Annotated in this window: 19 protein-coding genes; 3 read left to right on the top strand and 16 right to left on the bottom strand. The window is 32.7% G+C overall.

What is annotated here, in order from left to right:
• Position 1 precedes the first annotated feature (1 nt).
• Both JHK64_RS02050 and JHK64_RS02045 read left to right on the top strand, forming a co-directional pair.
• The gene (locus JHK64_RS02050) at positions 2–349 is read left to right on the top strand and encodes a DUF1831 domain-containing protein (RefSeq protein ID WP_199567343.1); all 348 of its coding nucleotides are present in this window, start codon (positions 2–4) and stop codon (positions 347–349) included.
• Positions 350–468: 119 nt separating this feature from the next.
• The gene (locus JHK64_RS02045; protein WP_199567342.1) at positions 469–1110 is read left to right on the top strand and encodes a redox-sensing transcriptional repressor Rex; all 642 of its coding nucleotides are present in this window, start codon (positions 469–471) and stop codon (positions 1108–1110) included.
• Positions 1111–1141: 31 nt separating this feature from the next.
• On the opposite strand, the gene radC is transcribed toward JHK64_RS02045, so the two are convergent.
• The 4 genes from radC to JHK64_RS02025 all read right to left on the bottom strand — a co-directional run bounded on the left by radC (position 1142) and on the right by JHK64_RS02025 (position 4648).
• The gene (radC, locus tag JHK64_RS02040) at positions 1142–1822 is read right to left on the bottom strand and encodes a RadC family protein (protein WP_199567341.1); all 681 of its coding nucleotides are present in this window, start codon (positions 1820–1822) and stop codon (positions 1142–1144) included.
• 84 nt (positions 1823–1906) lie between these two features.
• Positions 1907–3046, bottom strand: a complete 1140-nt coding sequence (locus JHK64_RS02035) for an AI-2E family transporter (RefSeq protein WP_199567340.1) — start codon at positions 3044–3046, stop codon at positions 1907–1909.
• Positions 3047–3083: 37 nt separating this feature from the next.
• On the bottom strand, positions 3084–3908 hold the full coding sequence (locus JHK64_RS02030) for a Cof-type HAD-IIB family hydrolase (protein WP_199567339.1): 825 nt from the start codon (positions 3906–3908) through the stop codon (positions 3084–3086).
• A 101-nt stretch (positions 3909–4009) separates the two neighbouring features.
• Complete coding sequence (locus JHK64_RS02025) at positions 4010–4648, bottom strand: GDSL-type esterase/lipase family protein (protein ID WP_199567338.1); 639 nt, start codon at positions 4646–4648, stop codon at positions 4010–4012.
• A 166-nt stretch (positions 4649–4814) separates the two neighbouring features.
• Here JHK64_RS02025 and JHK64_RS02020 point away from each other — a divergent pair, with 166 nt between their 5' ends.
• Positions 4815–5303: a prolyl-tRNA synthetase associated domain-containing protein gene (locus tag JHK64_RS02020; RefSeq protein ID WP_199567337.1), complete on the top strand. Its 489-nt coding sequence runs from the start codon at positions 4815–4817 to the stop codon at positions 5301–5303.
• A gap of 55 nt (positions 5304–5358) precedes the next feature.
• Here the strand turns inward: JHK64_RS02020 and pgfM1 are convergent, their stop codons facing one another.
• The 12 genes from pgfM1 to rfbA all read right to left on the bottom strand — a co-directional run bounded on the left by pgfM1 (position 5359) and on the right by rfbA (position 18515).
• The gene (gene pgfM1, locus JHK64_RS02015; RefSeq protein ID WP_199567336.1) at positions 5359–8295 is read right to left on the bottom strand and encodes a glycosyltransferase PgfM1; all 2937 of its coding nucleotides are present in this window, start codon (positions 8293–8295) and stop codon (positions 5359–5361) included.
• A 3-nt stretch (positions 8296–8298) separates the two neighbouring features.
• Positions 8299–9249, bottom strand: a complete 951-nt coding sequence (pgfS, locus tag JHK64_RS02010; protein ID WP_199567335.1) for a glycosyltransferase PgfS — start codon at positions 9247–9249, stop codon at positions 8299–8301.
• A gap of 145 nt (positions 9250–9394) precedes the next feature.
• A complete protein-coding gene (locus JHK64_RS02005; RefSeq protein ID WP_199567334.1) occupies positions 9395–10468 on the bottom strand; it encodes an ABC transporter substrate-binding protein in 1074 nt (357 codons plus the stop codon).
• Positions 10461–11237 carry an ABC transporter permease gene (locus JHK64_RS02000; protein ID WP_199567333.1) on the bottom strand — a complete coding sequence of 259 codons (777 nt, stop codon included), beginning with the start codon at positions 11235–11237 and terminating at the stop codon, positions 10461–10463. Before JHK64_RS02000 ends, JHK64_RS02005 begins: the two co-directional genes overlap by 8 nt.
• Positions 11234–12028 (bottom strand): ABC transporter permease, encoded by a 795-nt coding sequence (locus tag JHK64_RS01995; protein ID WP_199567332.1) that lies wholly within the window; start codon positions 12026–12028, stop codon positions 11234–11236. The genes JHK64_RS02000 and JHK64_RS01995 overlap by 4 nt, the downstream gene beginning before the upstream one ends.
• The gene (locus JHK64_RS01990; protein WP_199567331.1) at positions 12012–13166 is read right to left on the bottom strand and encodes an ABC transporter ATP-binding protein; all 1155 of its coding nucleotides are present in this window, start codon (positions 13164–13166) and stop codon (positions 12012–12014) included. The genes JHK64_RS01995 and JHK64_RS01990 overlap by 17 nt, the downstream gene beginning before the upstream one ends.
• 3 nt (positions 13167–13169) lie before the next feature.
• Positions 13170–14087 carry a UDP-N-acetylmuramate dehydrogenase gene (gene murB / locus JHK64_RS01985; protein WP_199567330.1) on the bottom strand — a complete coding sequence of 306 codons (918 nt, stop codon included), beginning with the start codon at positions 14085–14087 and terminating at the stop codon, positions 13170–13172.
• Positions 14088–14186: 99 nt separating this feature from the next.
• Positions 14187–15455, bottom strand: coding sequence for a bifunctional folylpolyglutamate synthase/dihydrofolate synthase (locus JHK64_RS01980; protein ID WP_199567329.1), 1269 nt, complete (start codon positions 15453–15455; stop codon positions 14187–14189).
• Between the two features lie 136 nt (positions 15456–15591).
• A complete protein-coding gene (gene rpsU, locus JHK64_RS01975; RefSeq protein ID WP_000048058.1) occupies positions 15592–15768 on the bottom strand; it encodes a 30S ribosomal protein S21 in 177 nt (58 codons plus the stop codon).
• Between the two features lie 204 nt (positions 15769–15972).
• Positions 15973–17019, bottom strand: a complete 1047-nt coding sequence (rfbB, locus tag JHK64_RS01970; protein WP_199567328.1) for a dTDP-glucose 4,6-dehydratase — start codon at positions 17017–17019, stop codon at positions 15973–15975.
• Positions 17020–17049: 30 nt separating this feature from the next.
• Complete coding sequence (locus JHK64_RS01965) at positions 17050–17646, bottom strand: dTDP-4-dehydrorhamnose 3,5-epimerase family protein (protein ID WP_199567327.1); 597 nt, start codon at positions 17644–17646, stop codon at positions 17050–17052.
• The gene (gene rfbA, locus JHK64_RS01960; protein WP_199567326.1) at positions 17646–18515 is read right to left on the bottom strand and encodes a glucose-1-phosphate thymidylyltransferase RfbA; all 870 of its coding nucleotides are present in this window, start codon (positions 18513–18515) and stop codon (positions 17646–17648) included. Before rfbA ends, JHK64_RS01965 begins: the two co-directional genes overlap by 1 nt.
• Positions 18516–18553: the final 38 nt, after the last annotated feature.

Genomic DNA, 18553 nt, shown 5'->3' with positions numbered 1-18553 from the left:
AATGGCATTTGAAAAAGAAGTTTATTTAGAAGATAGTCAATACAGTTACAGAATTAGTCCTAACGTAAAAAAATATACATTACGTGATACGACTTTTATTCAAAATAAGGTTGGTCATTATGAACTTAATCGTTTACTTGAAAAAGTTCCCAACTCAAAAGAAGGATTTCCTCTTAAAATCACAATTAATTCTGATTTAACAGGGTTTAAGCTAACAATTACTGATAAGTCTGGTTTACGCCATGTCAATATCTTTAAATCAGAAGATCATAAAATGTTACAAGAAAAATTTTATTTCTTAATGAATAGTTTAGTTGATAGAGATATTTTTGAAAAAATTGAAAAATAAAAAGAAGTCTTTAAAGGCTTCTTTTTTCAAAAATAATTTTAAATTTTAAGCTTTATTTGTTGCATTTTTCACAACCTTTTTTTACAATAGTCTTATGAAGATTGAAAGAGAGATTTATAATGGCTTCTGATAAAATGATACCAAATGCAACTGCAAAACGCCTATCACTGTACTATCGTATTTTTAAGCGTTTTAATGCTGATAATATTAAAAAAGCAAACTCAAAACAAATTGCCGAAGCAATAGGTATTGACTCAGCTACTGTTAGAAGAGATTTTTCTTACTTTGGTGAACTTGGTCGTCGTGGGTTTGGTTATGATGTTCAAAAATTAATGAATTTTTTTGCAGACATCCTAAATGATAATGCTATCACTAACGTTCTCTTAGTTGGTGTTGGTAAACTCGGTGGCGCCCTTTTAAATTATCGCTTTCATGAACGCAATAAAATGAAAATTACGATGGCATTTGATGTCAAGGAAAATGAGTTAGTAGGAACAACTACTCCTGACGGTATTCCTATTTATGATATTTCTGATATTAAAAAATATATCAAAAAAACTAATATTGAAACTGCTATTTTAACAGTTCCCAGTAATAAGGCTCAAGAAGTTGCTGAAATCTTAGTTGATGCTGGTATCAGAGGGATTTTAAGTTTCTCACCTGTTAACCTAGCACTTCCAAAAAATGTAGTTTCACAATATGTTGACTTAACCAGTGAGCTTCAAACACTACTATACTTTATGAATCATAATGAAAACTAATCTGAAACAGTAGAGAATATCTACTGTTTTTTTAGAAAAAATCATCTTCTTCTCTAAAACTATAATAGTTCGATTGACCAACAATAATATGGTCTAAAAAAATAATTCCCAAGTCTTCACAAGTTCTTTTGATTTTATCGGTGAAGAGTTGATCATTTTCACTGGGATAACAAGAATTAGAAGGATGATTGTGGACTACAATTAGTGAGGTTGCCATTGCTTTACAAGCATAATGTAAAATTTCTCTTGGCTCTGCAATAGATCGTCTCACTGTACCAATAAATATTGTTTTTTGTTCAATAATTCTGTTTTGTGTATCAAGATAGATAGCCCTTAGTTCTTCTTGTTTTTTATCACCAAGTTCTAACATCATCTGTCTAGCCAATTTTTCACTACTTAGTAATTGATCAGTTTGCTTTATCTCAGCTTCTTTGATTCTTGTTGCAAATTCAATCATAGCTTTAATCTCAATGGAACGAATATGTCCTATGCCAAAAATTTTTTGAAGTTCTTGCAAAGAGAGATGCTTAAAGGCACCAATTGTTTTCACTTTTGTCAAAATAGAATTTGCCATATTTAAAACAGACTCTTTTTTATTGCCGGTTCTTAAAATAATGGCAAGGAGTTCCTGGTTACTTAAACGTTCAGCGCCTTCTACAACTAAACGCTCTCTTGGTAAAATAGCTTCTTTTTCAAATCTTATCTTATACATAAATCACCTCTACTTTTATATTCGTTTTAGACATTAAAAACCTTATCCAATGGACAAGGTTTTTAGTTTAGAATTGACGAAGTTTTATTTCACTACTGCATCTTCTTTCACTGTAGCTTTTTTACCCTTTTGTTTAGCAACATTATCCTTAACAATTTGATAAAGGCTAGCTGATAATGGAACAGATAATAACATTCCTAATACACCATATAATGATGCTCCTATCGCTATTGACAGTAACACCCACATAGACGGAAGACCTATTGAGCCGCCTACTACTCTTGGATAAATAATATTACCTTCAAATTGTTGTAAAATAACGACAAAAATGAGAAAGACTAGAGCTTGGGAAAGAGATTGTGTCATAATGAGAATAGCACCAATCGTTACCCCTATATAAGGCCCAACGACAGGAATAATGGCAGTAAAAGCAATAAGAATGCCTATTGTTGGAGCATAAGGTAAGCCAAGAAGCATCATACCAATAGCTGATAAACTACCAAGAATCATCGCTTCTAATGTTTGACTAACAAAGAAACTATGAAAACGCTTGTTCAAAATATCTGTCACGTAATGAATTTTTTCCTCATATTTAGACAAATAAGTAGATACTAAAAGATTAAACTGGTATTTAAGTTTCTTTTTATTCCCTAAAACATAAATGGAGAACACAAGACTAACAAAAACAGATAATAGGGTTGAAGCAATTGACGTCACAGAAGACAAAACACCCGTTAAGACAGATAAAAATTGCTCTAACACTTGTTTGCTGTATTGACTAATCAGTTGACTAAGCTCTGTTTCGGTTCCAAATAGTTTTAGCAGTCGAGAGACTAATTCATTATTTTGTAAATCATCGATAATTTTTTGAACATCTGAAGGATTAATTGATAATAGAGATTTTAAACTATCAATCAAATCTGGTAAAACAATAGTAAAAATAAGGGTTGCTACAATAATAAATGTCGCATAAGCCAAAAGCATGGCCAATGTTTTTTGGATTTTTTCATGTTTTTTAGGTGGAAAAACCATTGAAAATAATCTTTCGTAGGCAGTCATTACAATATTAATGACAAATGCTATTGCTGCTCCCATTAAAAAAGGGGTAGAGGCTTGATAAAGAGTTCTTAGAATTCCTTCACCTGTTGACCAATACGTCATAATGGCATAGCAAAGTGCAAAGGTCAAAATAACATAGTAAAAATAAATTTTGTTTAGCTTCATTTTTTCTCCTTAAATGATGAGTAAAAAAGACAATATTTTAACGCCCAAGTACTTGTTTTTCAATGATTTTAAAAACACCGTTATCACGATTACTTGGAGCAAGAAAACGAGCACTATTTTTAACATCTTGAGGGGCATTTGCCATAGCATAGGAGTATTTCGCTAATTTTAGCATTTCAATATCATTATGAGCATCTCCAAATGCCATTAATTCATCTTCCTTAATATTCCAATTACTCATGAAATGCTTTAATCCCCAAGCTTTATGAATACCTGTTGGTGTCACATCAACAGCACCGTAGCCACTTGTGACAGCTGTTAGAGATCCTGTAAAGTTATGATTGAATGATGTAATAATCTCATCTTCTTGGTCGACAGGAATGGCCATATTAATTTTTAAAAAAGGCTCTTTAGGAAGTTCTGAAAAAGATTTTATCGTTTTTATTCGACTTAAAAACGTCTCAAGTTGTTCTTTTTCAATAGCTGATTTAGAAAAATCAAAATGAGTGCCTTTTAAAACATATGATGTGCTAGCTGTTGAAATCATTACACGATAATCAACTAATTTGTCATGGTAAAAATCCAAAAAATCATAGACAAGATTATCTGAGATACCTTTACGAATAAACGTTTTTCCATTTTCCAATAAATGCGACCCATTTTCGGCAACAAAACTTAAGTCATCAACTAAACCATCAAACATCAACGAGAGACGTTCCATATTATTTCCCGTTGCTACCAAAAATTTGATATCTCTTTCTTTTAGGTCTCTTAACATTTTTTCAAAACGTGAACGATCATAACTACCTTTGTTATCTAACAAGGTACCATCCATATCACAAGCAATGAGTTTTACTGACATTTAATAATGACTTCCTTTCAAACTAATCATCAAAAGATGATTTTCTTTCATTGTATTATACCATAATAATAAAAAATAAGAGAATACAGTATTGCTGTTTCTTATAGATATTCAGTTTGATTAATCAACTCTGCAAGGACTTGATAGCCTTTGTCTGATAGATGAAGACCATCTTTTGTAAAATCAAATTTTAAATCACCTTTATTATCTAAAAAAGCATCATGTGTTTTCAAGAGAGAAACGTAATCAAACCTATTTGTTAACTCTTCATAAGCACGATTTAAGTCTGAGATTGTTTCATTATCTCTCATGCCAAATCTGCTTAAATCAAAAACAGTCGTATTTACAGGAAGAATTTCAAGCAAAACGATAGTAACAGACGGGTAATTTTCCTTGATTTTTTCAATGATTTGAGTTATGTTTGTTATCGTTTTTTCCTTGCTAATAGAGATGCCTATATCATTAGTACCAATTAAAATAAAAACTGTTTTCAATTGATCACCAAAGATGTGTGTGTCTAAATACTTTAGTAAGATATCTGACGTGTAGGCAGAAATGCCTCGATTAGCAACTACTTTTTGGGTTTTAATATAGTCTTCTAATTTAAAAAATTCGACAATTGAATCGCCAATAAAGATAACTTCTGGAAATCTTAAAGTACACCTGTTTTCGATTTGGTAGGCTTGTCTTTTATCATTTTGAATTTTAAAATAATAGCGTAACATTTTTTCATCAGACATTGTTAGTTGACCCCCTAGATATGTCTTGTTAATTAAATTTTGAATACAATACTTATCCTATTATACCATAAGATAATTCAACAAGATTAGCTTTTAAAATTTGCTGAAATGAAGGAAAAGTACTACAATTAACCTATAAGAGACTAAAGAATAAAAGGAGGTTATTATGACATTATATGAAGAATTAATTAATAAGCTTGATAGCTTAAAGATAGCTTATGACATTGTTTCTCATGAACCTGCTTTAACAACAGAACAAGCAGACTCATTCATTGAAGGGATTGAGGGAGTTCGAACAAAAACACTTTTTTTGACCAATAAGAAAAAAACTGCCTTTTATTTAGTTATCATGGATGATCAAAAACGTTTAAATTTAAATCATTTTAAAGAAAACATTAAAGAAAAAAGAATCAAATTAGCTTCTGAGCAACTCATTTTTGAGAAAATGTCATTAGAGCCAGGCGTTGTTTCTCCTTTTGGTTTATTATTTAATAATGATCATGATATTCGTGTTTATTTTGATCGTGAGATTATGGCAGAAAAAATAATGAGCTTTCACCCAAACATTAATACCAAAACATTATTCATTGCTACTAATGATTTATTAACTTTTATTGAACATTTGGGAAATACGGTCGAGATTATTGATTTGTAGCTTAAAATCATATGAAAAAGCATCCACAAAAAATGGGTGCCTTTTTAAATGACTCTTATTTATAACCAAGAGGTGATTTTTTATCTTTGTACCATAAAAATGATATCATAACAATCGATAGTGCAGAAACTGCTAAGCCGGTTTTTAAGCCTTTAGGAGAATAATGCATCTCTATATCATGTTTTCCTGAGGTGATGGGAAAAGATAAGAGACTATTCCAGGCTTTTGTTGTTTCAACGACTTCTCCGTCTACTCTAACAGTCCAATCAGCACTATAGGGAATACTTGTCATCATGACATCGCTATTGTCAGTGATGTCGACATGTCCCTTGATTGATGTGTTGGTCCATTCAGTGACGGTCATACTTTGTTTTAATCTGTCAGCAAGTATTTTTTCGATTTCAATATTATTGGCTCTAACAAGACCTGCATTTTCAATATTGACTTCATCATCTGAAAAACGCATTTCAAGAACTGTTTCTTCTCCTTCAGTACCATGTGTCAGTTGCCATAGTTGTTTTTGTGAATAAGATTTTTGATTGGTCAACCATTTATTGTTTAATAAAATTGATAAATGATCACGTTTCGTTTCTAGTCCTGAGGGTGTTAGGAAATAATAAGTAAATGAACTTTTTGGAATAATTTTAAATCGGATAATACCCAGTTGGTTTTTATCAATGCGATTATAGACCGGTTGTCCATTTGGACCATCGACTTTTTCCATATTTTCTATTTCAATGGCTGAAAAACTAAATTGTTCAAAATAATTAGTATCAGTTCCAGCCATTGATTTCAAGATAATATTTTGGTTGGCAACAGGATTATTTAATCCAAACAAGATACTTTGTGTTACTTTATTGGTTCCAAAAGCAACTGAGAAAACATTGGGATTTTCATAAACAAGGTAGCGATCATTTTCATCAATTTTATGATAGTAACTCGCTAAGTCAAAACGACTAGAATTTTTGTTGAAAAACATCTTTTCTGGATGTTCATCTGCTTCTTCTTGTGTATGGTCTTTTACATCAACATAGTATCTCACACCAAATAAAGCATCTGTTAAAAGAGTGCCGTTAGTGTATTGGGTTGAAGCATTAACACCAATATCACCTAAGTAAGAAAACAAGTCCATGGTTGAGCGCTCTAAACTAGAACTAAAGCTACTTAGTCCTGGATAAGAAACCAAACTCGGTGTTGTTCTTGAATAGGAAAAGGTCGATCCAATACGGTAAAATCCAACATCGCTTTTTGCTTGTATTTTATCTGTCACTTCTTTAACTGATAGGGTTGCATCTGTAAACTTATCTGCATCAGCATAATATAACGTATATTGCGATAGATAAGCATTAAGACCTAGTTCAAAAATGGTGACACCATAGATAAGCAACCATAAAAATCGGCTTGAACCAAAGAAATAGAACAGTAAAATAAGTACCCATGTCAACAAAGTAAAAACTACTTGCGTCAGTAAAAAGCCCTTAACAAGTAAAAAGTATTCCGCTGGAATTGTTAAAACGACTATTATTATCAATAAACTACGCTGTAATAAGCTGTATTCTTTTTTTTGCCAGATGAAATAGCTACTGATAACTGGAATAATCGTTAGTAAAAATAGAATCACTTTTGGATTTTCAATAACAAAGGTTGTTATTGCTTTGACCTGTTTTGGAGCGATATAAGTGTAAGATTGTGTCATGACATACGTCACTGACGCAAACATCAACAGTAGACCAAAGAAGAATTCTTTTCTATTTATTTTAACGGTTGCCTTTAGTACTTTATATGCTGTTAAAACAATAAAGAATGAGAAAATCCATGAAAAACGATAAAAGAACCCAGCCGGATTTTGGCCCATATGCCAAATCTTACTAGTAAATTCATTAACAAATGACACAAAGAAAACGGTTATTATTAAACCTGCACCAATTTTTTGATAAAGATGGTCTTTAACATGTCTGAAATAAAAGAATGAACTAATTAAAGACAAGGCGCCAACATAGATATTTGGAAGACTTGGTCCTTTTGACCAAGAATTGTCATCAAAACCACCTATCATTACTTTTGATATGATATCAAGTGGATTAATTTGGAAATCCCAGCTAAATAACAAGGCACCGCCTATTGCTCCTTTACTTTCCAATAAATTTAAGAAAATAGGATATAAAAGGAAAAAAACACTAGTAATAGCGAGGATCGAATAAAAAGCTGTTTTAAAAAGTGGAATAAAGAATGCCAGTGTTTTATCTTTTAAAGTTCCTCTTATTGCTAACTTGGGTGAAAGATAATAACAAGCGTATAAAACCACAAATAAACAGATCATATAGCCCATGTAAAATTGTAAAAACATGGTTAAAGCCAAGGTTAAAATATAACCAAATGGTTTTTTACCATCTAGTGTCTCTTCTAAAGTAAGAATAACTAAGGGAAGCATAAACATGGCATCATAAAACAACACGTTCATCTGGTAAGACACTAACATCCCTGAAAGAGCATATGATAATGATAAAAGAGGAACTAGCCAAGTCTTGGTAGATAATCCCTTATAACGTTTAATGAGAAGATGACTAAAACTTAATGAGATGGCACCATATCTTAATAAGATAGTGAGAAATACTGCCCATTTAAACTGTGACAGTGGTAATAAAATATAAAAAATATTAAAGGGACTAATCAGATAATACCCTAAAATACCTATCATTGGCCCACCAATCGATTTGGTAAAAGAATAGAAAAATCCAGACCAATCCCCTGATAAAATAGTTTCTTTGAGAAAACCGTAAAAACTAATGTATTGTTGTCCAAAGTCAACTGCCATCAAGGTTTTCTTGCCAAAAGGAAAGGCGCCCATAAAAAACCAGACAATAAGCATGACAAAAATGGGCAATAAGGCACTTGAAAGATAAGTGACTGCTTTTTTATGCTTTTTTAAAAATGGGAGATGGCGTTGATATAATTTTTCGAAAAAACTCACCAAATGAGTTGTTTGAGTCATTGATTAATCCTTCTTTACTTCTTCAATATTAGTGTCGCTGATAATATAATGTGGTCTCTTTTTAACTTCGTAGTAAATTTTACCAATGTATTCTCCTAAAATACCAATTGAAATTAATTGAACACCACTAAAGAGAATAATAGCTGCAATTGTTGTAAAATAACCACTAACAGCAGTATCTGGGTGTTGAATATATCTAAATAGTTCAAATAAAAGATACAAAATGGCCAAAGCAATACTAAATAAACCAAATTGGATAGAAATTCTTAATGGTTTATCATTAAACGAAATAAGTCCTTGAATAGCATAATTAAGAGATTTTCTAAACCCAAACTTACTTTTCCCTTCTTCTCTTACATGATTTTGATAAGGAATAACTTTTTCATTAAATCCAATCCATTCGTAAAGCCCTTTATTGAAACGATTATATTCTGGAAGTGAAATAAATTTTTTATAGGCTCTTCTACTTAAGAGTCTTAATTCTGATTTACCATCAGTCAAATGGACATCCATGAGACGGTTAGAGATCATATAAAATAATTTTGCAAAAAAACTGCTAAATGCTGATTCCCCTTGTCGATTTCTTTGCCCACTAACAATATCATAACCTTCTTTATAAGCATTGACAAATAAAGGTATAAGACTAGGCGGATGCTGTAAATCCCCATCCATAACCATAGCAGCATCGCCAGTTGCATGTTGAAATCCTGAAAGAATTCCACCCTCACGACCAAAATTACGGCTAAAACGGATAAACTTCACTTTATCATCAGAATTTGCAATGGTTTTCATTAATGAAAAAGTCTTATCTGTGCTACCGTCATCAATATAAATTAATTCATAATCAGAAATAGATTGATTTTGCATTTTTTTAAGTTGTTCAGAAATAGCGTGATGGGTTTTTTCTATCATTTTTTCTTCATTATAGTAGGTAATAATGACTGATAATTTCATATTTTTCTCCAATTATTAACAACTTTTATTTATTCTCTTTGATTCACTTAACCCTTATTCTATCATAATTTTAAAGCTTTTTCTATGCTTACTATAGCTAAGCCAGCTAAAAAATAACATAAAAAATAGTCTGAATCAGACTATTTTATTTACGATACATTTTAAATTGCAGATACAAATCATTATAAATACCAAGCCATTTTTGACCTAAATTATCATAGACTTCTAAGTGAGCAATTGTTTCAGGACTTGGGTAGAAAGATTGATCATTTCTAACTTCCTCATCGAGAAGGTCTTTTGCTTTTTGATTTGGAGTCGCATAGCCAATATAATCAGCATTTTGAGCTGCATTTTCAGGTTCAAGCATGAAATTGATAAATGCATAAGCAGCATCTTCGTGTTCTACTGATGATGGGATAACAATATTATCAAACCAAATATTAGATCCTTCACTTGGAACAACATAACGAAGATTTTCGTTAGCATCAAGCATTTCGCTAGCTTCACCTGAGAAGGTTATACCGATAGCAGCATCTTCTTGAATAAGATAGCCCTTCATCTCATCACCAACAATGGCTTTGATATTAGGTGTCAAATCATTCAGTTTTTCAACAACTTGATTGAGTTCCATCATATCTTTAGTATTTAGACTGTAAGAAAAAGTATTTAAACCAAAACCAATGACTTCACGGGCGCCATCAACAAGCATGATATCATTTTGATATTCTTTACGCCATAAATCTTCCCAGTGTCTAGGCTCATCTTCAACCATATCAACATTGTAAACAATACCAACTGTACCCCAGAAATAGGGAATAGAGTATTTATTTTTAGGGTCAAAACTCTTGTCTAAAAATTCAGTACCAATGTTTTCAAACCCTGTTATTTTAGATTTGTCTAGTGGAATGATTAGCTCTTCTTTAATCATTTTGTCAATCATGTAATCACTAGGTACTGCTAAATCATAAGAAGTGCCACCTTGTTTAATTTTGGTATACATGGCTTCATTAGAATCAAAGGTTTCATATTCAACTTTAATACCAGTTTCTTCGGTAAATTTTTCTAATAAATCTGGGTCAACATAATCACCCCAGTTATAAATCACTAGTTTGTTATCATTTTGACTACCACCAGATTCATGTTTCATGATGAGAGAAAGAGCCAAGAGAATACCAATAATGGCAAGGATACCTGTTAAAAAAACATAAAGTTTACGCATGGTCTTCCCCCTTATCTTGTGAAATCATATAATAACCAATCACTAGTAAGATACTAAACAAAAAGACGATTGTTGAAAGAGCGTTAATCTCTAGTGATATTCCCCTTCTAGCTCTTGAATAAATTTCAACAGATAAGGTTGAAAAATTATTACCAGTGACAAAAAAAGTAACTGCAAAATCATCAAGAGAATAGGTAAAAGCCATGAAGTAGCCGGCAATAATAGCTGGTGTTAAATAAGGAAACATGACTTCCTTCATCATTTGAAATGGTGTTGCACCAAGGTCATAAGCTGCATTCACCATGTCTTGGTTCATTTCTTTGAGTCTAGGTAAAATCATTAAAACAACAATCGGAATTGAAAAAGCAACGTGACTTAAAAGAACCGATGTCATACTAAGACTAAATCCTAGATAGGTGAATAAAATCAAGAAACTTGCACCAATCATAACATCAGGTGCAACCATTAAAACATTGTTTAGTGATAAGAAAGTATTTTGATGTTTTAAACGTTTTTGATATATCATAATAGCACCAAATGTTCCTATGATAGTAGCAATCAGTGCACTTAAAAACGCTAAAAAGAAAGTATCGGCAAGGATTATCATTAAACGCTCATCTGAAAACATAGTAACATAATGCTCAAGTGTAAATCCTTTAAAGCCATTCATATCACCACCATTATTAAATGAGTAGATAATCAAATAAACTATTGGAAGATAAAGAATTAAAAAGACAAAGGATAAATAAAGATTTGCAAATTTTTTCATTTTTGTCTCTCCTTTGTCACCCACATTGTTGCTAACATAGCTAAGATAAGTATCACACCTATAGTTGAACCCATTCCCCAGTTATCAGTTGTTAAGAAATGTTGCTCGATAGCGGTACCAAGAGTGATGACACGATTTCCACCAATAAGGCGTGTTAGCATGAATAAGCTAAGACTTGGAATAAAAACGGCTTGAATACCACTTCTTACACCACTCATAGAAAGTGGGAAAACGACTTGCCTGAAAGATTGTACACTACTTGCTCCTAAATCTTTACTTGCATTAACAAGGTTTGGATCAATATCATCAAGGGCATTGAAAATTGGTAGAATCATGAATGGTAATTCGATATAACTTGCCACAAAAATAAATGAAAAATCTGTAAATAAAATTTGTTGTGGTCCAATACCAATGAAACTTAAAAAACTATTGATACCACCATGTTGACCAAAAATGCCCATAAAGGCATAGGCTTTTAATAATAAATTGATCCAAGTTGGTAAAACAATGAGCATCAACCACAATTGCTTATGTTTTAGTTTTGTTAAAACATAGGCAGTTGGATAGCTGATTAAAAAAGTTATTAGCGTAATCACACCTGCATAAAACAATGAATTAAGGCTCATTTTGAGATAAGTAGCATTAGAGAAGAATGTTTGATAGTTTGCTAAAGTGAACTGCCCTTCTGTGTTAAAAAATGATTGGTAAACAATAAGTATAACTGGAGCAATAACAAACAGAACTATCCAAAGAAAGTATGGAACAGAGAAAAAACTAGAGGTTTTCTTCATTTTTTCCTCCTGCAATAGCCTTGATAAGGCCTTCTTCATCATCTTCTGCTTCAACATATTCTTCAATACGTGCATCAAATTCTTCTTCTGTTTCATTGAGACGCATGATATGAATATCTTCAGGTGTAAAGTCTAAGCCGATAATTTCACCTTCAATCGCTTTTCTCGTAGAGTGAATCATCCACTCATTGTCTAATTCATCATAGGCGATAATTTCATAGTGAACACCGCGAAAGAGTTGTGTGTCTACCTTAACTTGTAGTTTACCATCTTCTGGAAGCGTGATTTGTAAATCTTCTGGACGAATAACAACTTCAACTGGTTCATTTGGTCTCATACCACCATCAACAGCTTCAAAACGTTTACCGTTAAATTCAACCAAATAGTCTTCAACCATAATACCAGGAATAATATTAGACTCACCAATAAAGGTTGCAACAAAATGATTAATCGGTTCATCATAAATGTCAACTGGTGTTCCTGATTGGATAATTTCACCATCATTCATAACAAATATCCAATCACTCATCGCAAGTGCTTCTTCTTGATCATGTGTGACAAAAACAAAAGTGATTCCAAGACGTTGTTGTAATTCTCGTAATTCATACTGCATTTCAGTACGAAGTTTTAAATCAAGGGCTGATAAAGGCTCATCTAATAAAACCACTTTGGGTTCATTGATGATAGCTCTTGCGATAGCAACACGTTGTCTTTGACCACCGGATAGTTTTTTAATAGAACGATTTTCAAATCCTTCCAAACGAACCATCTTTAAAGCCTCAAGAACACGTTTTTTAATCTCGTCTTTTTCTACTTTTTTAACTTTTAAAGGAAAGGCCACATTATCAAAAACTGACATATGAGGGAATAAAGCATAGTTTTGAAAAACAGTATGAACATCTCTTTTATTAGTTGGTACATCATTGATACGTTCACCATCTAGATAAACATCACCACTAGTGGCATCAAGTAAACCTGCAATAATATTTAAAATAGTTGATTTACCACTACCTGATGCACCAAGAAGAGTATAAAATTTTCCTTCTTCAAGTTCAAAATTGATATTTTTTAAAACTTGAGTTTGGCTGTCCTCGAATGTTTTACTAACATTTTTGAATTCTATAATTGAATGAGTCAACGGTCATAAATCCTCCATAATCGTTTCTTTTTCCCCGATAATTCGAACTTCGGGTTCTAGCGTGACACCTGAATTTTCTTTTACGCGGTTAATAACATAGTGAATTAAATCTTCGTAATCTTTTGCTGTACCATCTAAAACGTTAACCATAAAGCCGGCATGTTTTTTACTAACTTCAACACCACCAATACGATGTCCTTTAAGTCCTGCTTCCATGATTAATTGACCAGCATAATAACCTGGTGGTCGTTTGAAAACAGAACCACACGATGGATATTCCAAAGGTTGTTTTAATTGACGAAGATGAGTGAGACGTTTCATTTCATTGTCGATTTGGTTGAAATCACCTGGAGCCAAAGCAAACTTAGCAGAAACAACGATAAACCCATTTTCTTGAATCACTGAAGAACGATAACCAAAGTTTAACTCAGAAGCCTGAATAGTTTTTTTCACACCTTCTTTTGATAATACCTTAACAGATAATAGAATATGAGCAATTTCACCTCCATAGGCTCCGGCATTCATAAAGACGGCACCACCAACGCTACCTGGGATACCACACGCAAATTCAAAACCTGTTAAACTATGAAATTTAGCAATTTTAGTTGTTTCAATAAGGTTTGCACCGGCTTCAGCCTCAATCACATAACCATTAACCGTCACAAGATTTAAACGGTCAAACATGATAACAAATCCACGAATACCACCATCTCGAACAATGATATTACTGGCATTACCCAACACCTTGTAAGGAATCTTGTGTTTATTTGCAAAACGGACTATTTTTTCAAGCTCTAGTTGGTTTCTTGGAAAAGCTAAGTAATCAGCTGCACCACCAACTTTGGTATAGGTATATTTTTTTAAGGCTTCGTCAAAGCGAATATCAATACCTGTTAAAGCCTCTTGTATTTTTTCTTTCATAATGATCTCTTTTTCATTTTTTTGTTAGCAAGTATTACTAACCTCATTATATCAAACTTTAGTCTCTTTGACGATAGATGTCGTAAAGAGTTTAAATCTTCAAATCTCTAAATTATCATTTCCAGTCATTAAAAAATGCCTAACTTGCGAGATAAAATAGAGTGAACCGGTAATAACAAACAAATCATTTGCTTTAGCTGTTTTTATTTGTTGCAACCAAGTTTGATAGTCTATCACTCTTTGATAACCAGAAGGATAAGCATCAAGAGTAAGAGCGTTGTAAAATTTAAAACTAGTCACAGTAATGTCTTCAAAAACAGATAGTTGTTTAAGCATACCGTCAACAGGTTTCGTATCAATTGCAGCAAACAAGATGTGAATTCTTCTATCTTTATAATGTTCTTTAAGAACAGACACTAAGGCTGATACACTTTCATTGTTATGAGCGCCATCAATCAAGATATTGTTTTTTATTAATTCTGTTCTACCAGCCCATTTACTGTTTGATAAACTTTTTTTAATGCTTTTTTCAGTGACATTAGGATAATAGTCTTTTAATAATAAAGAAGTCATAATAGCTAAACTAGCATTGTTAACCTGATGTTGACCATTCATTGCTAACGAAATATTGGTTAGGGAATGATTTTTCCAAGAAAAGTCAAAAGCATCACTGGTACCAAAAGCCTTAAAGTCTTTGTTTAACTCGAAAACAGGGCTATTTGTTTCTTTGGCTTTTTGATAAAAAACAGTTTTAACTTCTGGTAATTCTGAGGCGAAAATAAAAGGTACCTTATCTTTTAAAACTCCCACCTTATGTTGCGCAATTTCATGGTAACTTTCACCTAAAATCTTTTGATGATCTAAGCCTATTGAAGTGGCAATAACTGCTAAAGGGTTAAATACATTAGTTGAATCATGTAACCCTCCAAGTCCTGCTTCAATGATTGCAATATCAACAGGATTAATTTTTCCAAAATAAAGAAACATTAAAACAGTGATAACTTCAAATTCAGTTGCATTTTCAAGATCGGTTTCTTTAGGAAGTCGCTCAACGATTGGCTTAACAATAGTCACAAGTTGTAGAAAATCAGCTTCTGGAATCATTTGACCATTAATACTAATTCTCTCTCTAAAGTTTTCTAGGGCAGGTGAGACGAAGGTCCCCACTTTGTAGCCAGTATCACTAAAAATATCTTTTAAATAGTTAACTGTTGACCCTTTACCATTTGTTCCAACAACATGAATACCTTTTACCGAATTTTGAGGATTTCCCAGTTCATTTAAGACCCATTTCATCCTCTTAATACCTGGTTTAATACCAAATCTAAGTCTACCATGTATCCATGAAACAGCTTCATTATAATTCATTTTACTATCCTTGAATCTTTTATTTCTTATTTACAAAAATATGATTACGTAATCAGTCTTTTGATAAAAAAAGACTACTAAGGATTTTGTAACTTAGTAATCTTGTTTACTGATGTAAGCAAAGCTTAATCATTTATTAGAATTTCTTACGTTTACGAGCTGCTTCTGATTTACGTTTACGTTTGACAGAAGGTTTTTCATAGAATTCACGCTTACGTGATTCTTGAAGAGTACCAGCTTTAGTAACAGAACGTTTGAAACGACGAAGAGCATCGTCAAGTGATTCATTCTTACGCACTACTGTTTTTGACATTTTTTTCACTCCCCTCAATTTCAAAGTAACATTTTCACGTTCTTAGTCATTATACTTGAAATCACTAGCTTGGTCAAGCTTTTTTATGATAATTTTTAATTTTTTATTAGAAAAAAACACCTAAGTTTTAAAACAAAAATTTAAAATTTAAATACTAGTTTTAAAAGAAAATAACTCATCAATCAATGATTGATGAGTTATTTGTTATTTAATCACTTTTTGTGTTTTAGCGTACTTCGCTTCAACTGCTTCTTTTTCAGCTTTCCACCAGTCTTCATTATCAGTATACCACTTAATAGTATCTTCTAACCCTTGACTAAAATTGGTAAATTCTGGTGTCCATCCAAGTTCCTCACGTAATTTTGTTGAATCAATGGCATAACGTAAGTCGTGTCCTGCACGGTCAGTGACATGCTCATAAGCATCTTTAGGTTGTCCCATCTTTTCAAGAATTAATTCCAAGACTTCCTTATTATTTTTTTCACCATCTGCACCAATCAAGTAAGTTTCGCCAATACGACCTTTGGTTAAAATAGCCCAAACACCAGTTGAGTGGTCGTTAGTATGAATCCAATCACGAACATTTTTTCCTTCGCCATATAGTTTAGGTTTAATGCCACTTAAAATATTAGTGATTTGACGGGGAATAAATTTCTCAATATGTTGGTATGGCCCATAGTTATTTGAGCAGTTTGAAATAGTTGCTTTAACGCCAAAAGAGCGAACCCAAGCTTTAACAATCAAATCTGATGCTGCTTTGGTTGATGAATAAGGTGAACTTGGATTGTAGTTGGTTTCAGCAGTGAATTTTTCACCTGGTCCTTCGCCATGACCTGGTAAGTCTTCGCGAAGAGGCAAATCCCCATAAACTTCATCTGTTGACACATGATGAAAACGGATATCATATTTACGAGCTGCTTCAAGAAGAGTGTAAGTACCAATAAAGTTTGTATAAACAAATGGACTTGGGTCATTAAGTGAATTGTCATTGTGGCTTTCAGCTGCATAGTGAACAATAGCATCAGCTTTACTAGCTAACTTATCAACTAATTGGGCATCTGAAATATCTCCTACAACTAATTCAACTCGGTCTCCAAGAATTGATTTAATGTTGTTTTCATTTCCAGCATAAGTTAATTTATCTAAAACGGTAATGTGAACCTCTGGATGATTGTTATAAACATAGTGAACAAAGTTTGAGCCAATAAATCCTGCGCCACCTGTCACAATGATATTTTTAAAATCTGACATGTTTTTAAATTCTCCTTGGTTTTTTTCGTACTAAAGTAAATCTTCTTTTTTCAAAGGTTTAACATCTTTAAGCATTGGATGATTTTTGTCAGCTTCTGACACTTCTGCTTCTTCTAAATTTTCCCAAGAAATAGCAAGGCTTGGGTCAGCGTAGTTGACAAAAGCATATTTTGGTTTTAATTCAAGTGCCCAGTAATCATTGACTAAATAACTGTATGAAACAGTATCAGATAGAACTTGAAAACCATTAGCAACACCTCGTGGAACAAAGATCCCTTTTGAAGCGTCTATAACTGTCTGATAAACATGACCAAACGTATCACCTTCTCTTAGATCAACCCAAGTGCCTAAAACTTTACCATCATCTGCTACTGAAATGTATTTATCCCATGGTTCAGCATGTAAACCACGAAGAACATGTTTTCTTGAAAAAGAAACATTATTTTGTAATTTTCCATCTTGGAAAAAACTTTCAGGAAAGCCTAAAGGTAGCATTTTTTCCTTTTGAAAATTCTCTTTAAACCAGCCTCTGTTATCCCCGTGTACAGGAATATCAAACTCAATAAGACCTGGAATACTCTCAATTTTACGAGCAGATAACGTTTTACCAAAAAAATTTTCTGACATTAAGCTTCTCCAATCAAACGTAATAAGTATTGGCCATACTCATTTTTCTTAAGAGGTTGAGCAAGTTCACGGACTTGATCTTTTGTAATATAACCCATACGATAAGCAATTTCTTCTAGATTAGCCACTTGAACATTTTGAAGACGTTGAACGGTTTCAATATATTGTGCGGCTTCTAGAAGACTTTCATGTGTTCCAGTGTCAAGCCAAGCAAAACCACGTCCCATCAGTTCAACAGATAAATCACCACGCTCTAAGTAAGCTTTATTAACATCAGTGATTTCTAGCTCGCCTCTTTCAGACGGTTTAATCCCTTTAGCAATCTCAACAACATCGTTATCATAAAAGTATAGACCTGTTACAGCATAATTTGATCTTGGTTTCTCTGGTTTTTCTTCGATAGAAATGGCATTCATATTGTCATCAAATTCAACAACACCAAATCTTTCTGGATCTTTGACGTGATAACCAAAAACAGTTGCGCCAGTCTCTTTTGTTGCAGCTCTTTGCAGCATTTTTGTTAAACCAGCTCCATGATAAATATTATCACCCAAAATAAGGGCAACATTATCATCACCAATAAACTCTTCACCAATAATAAAGGCTTGTGCAAGTCCATCTGGACTAGGCTGAACAGCATAAGATAATGAGATACCAAACTCAGAGCCATCTCCTAATAATTCTTCAAATCTTGGAAGGTCTACTGGTGTTGAAATAATGAGAATTTCCTTTATTCCAGCTAACATCAAAGTAGATAGTGGATAGTAAATCATTGGTTTGTCATAGATTGGCATGAGTTGCTTTGAAGCAGCTCTTGTTAGTGGATACAAACGTGTTCCTGACCCACCTGCTAAGATAATACCTTTCATAATAGACTCCTTTGTCGTTTATTCATTCTATATTCTAC

The sequence above is a fragment of the Streptococcus zalophi genome, assembly GCF_016481285.1.
Lineage (GTDB): Bacteria > Bacillota > Bacilli > Lactobacillales > Streptococcaceae > Streptococcus > Streptococcus zalophi.
Note: the sequence above shows the minus strand (reverse complement) of the source record. Positions and strands in the feature narration are given on the sequence as shown.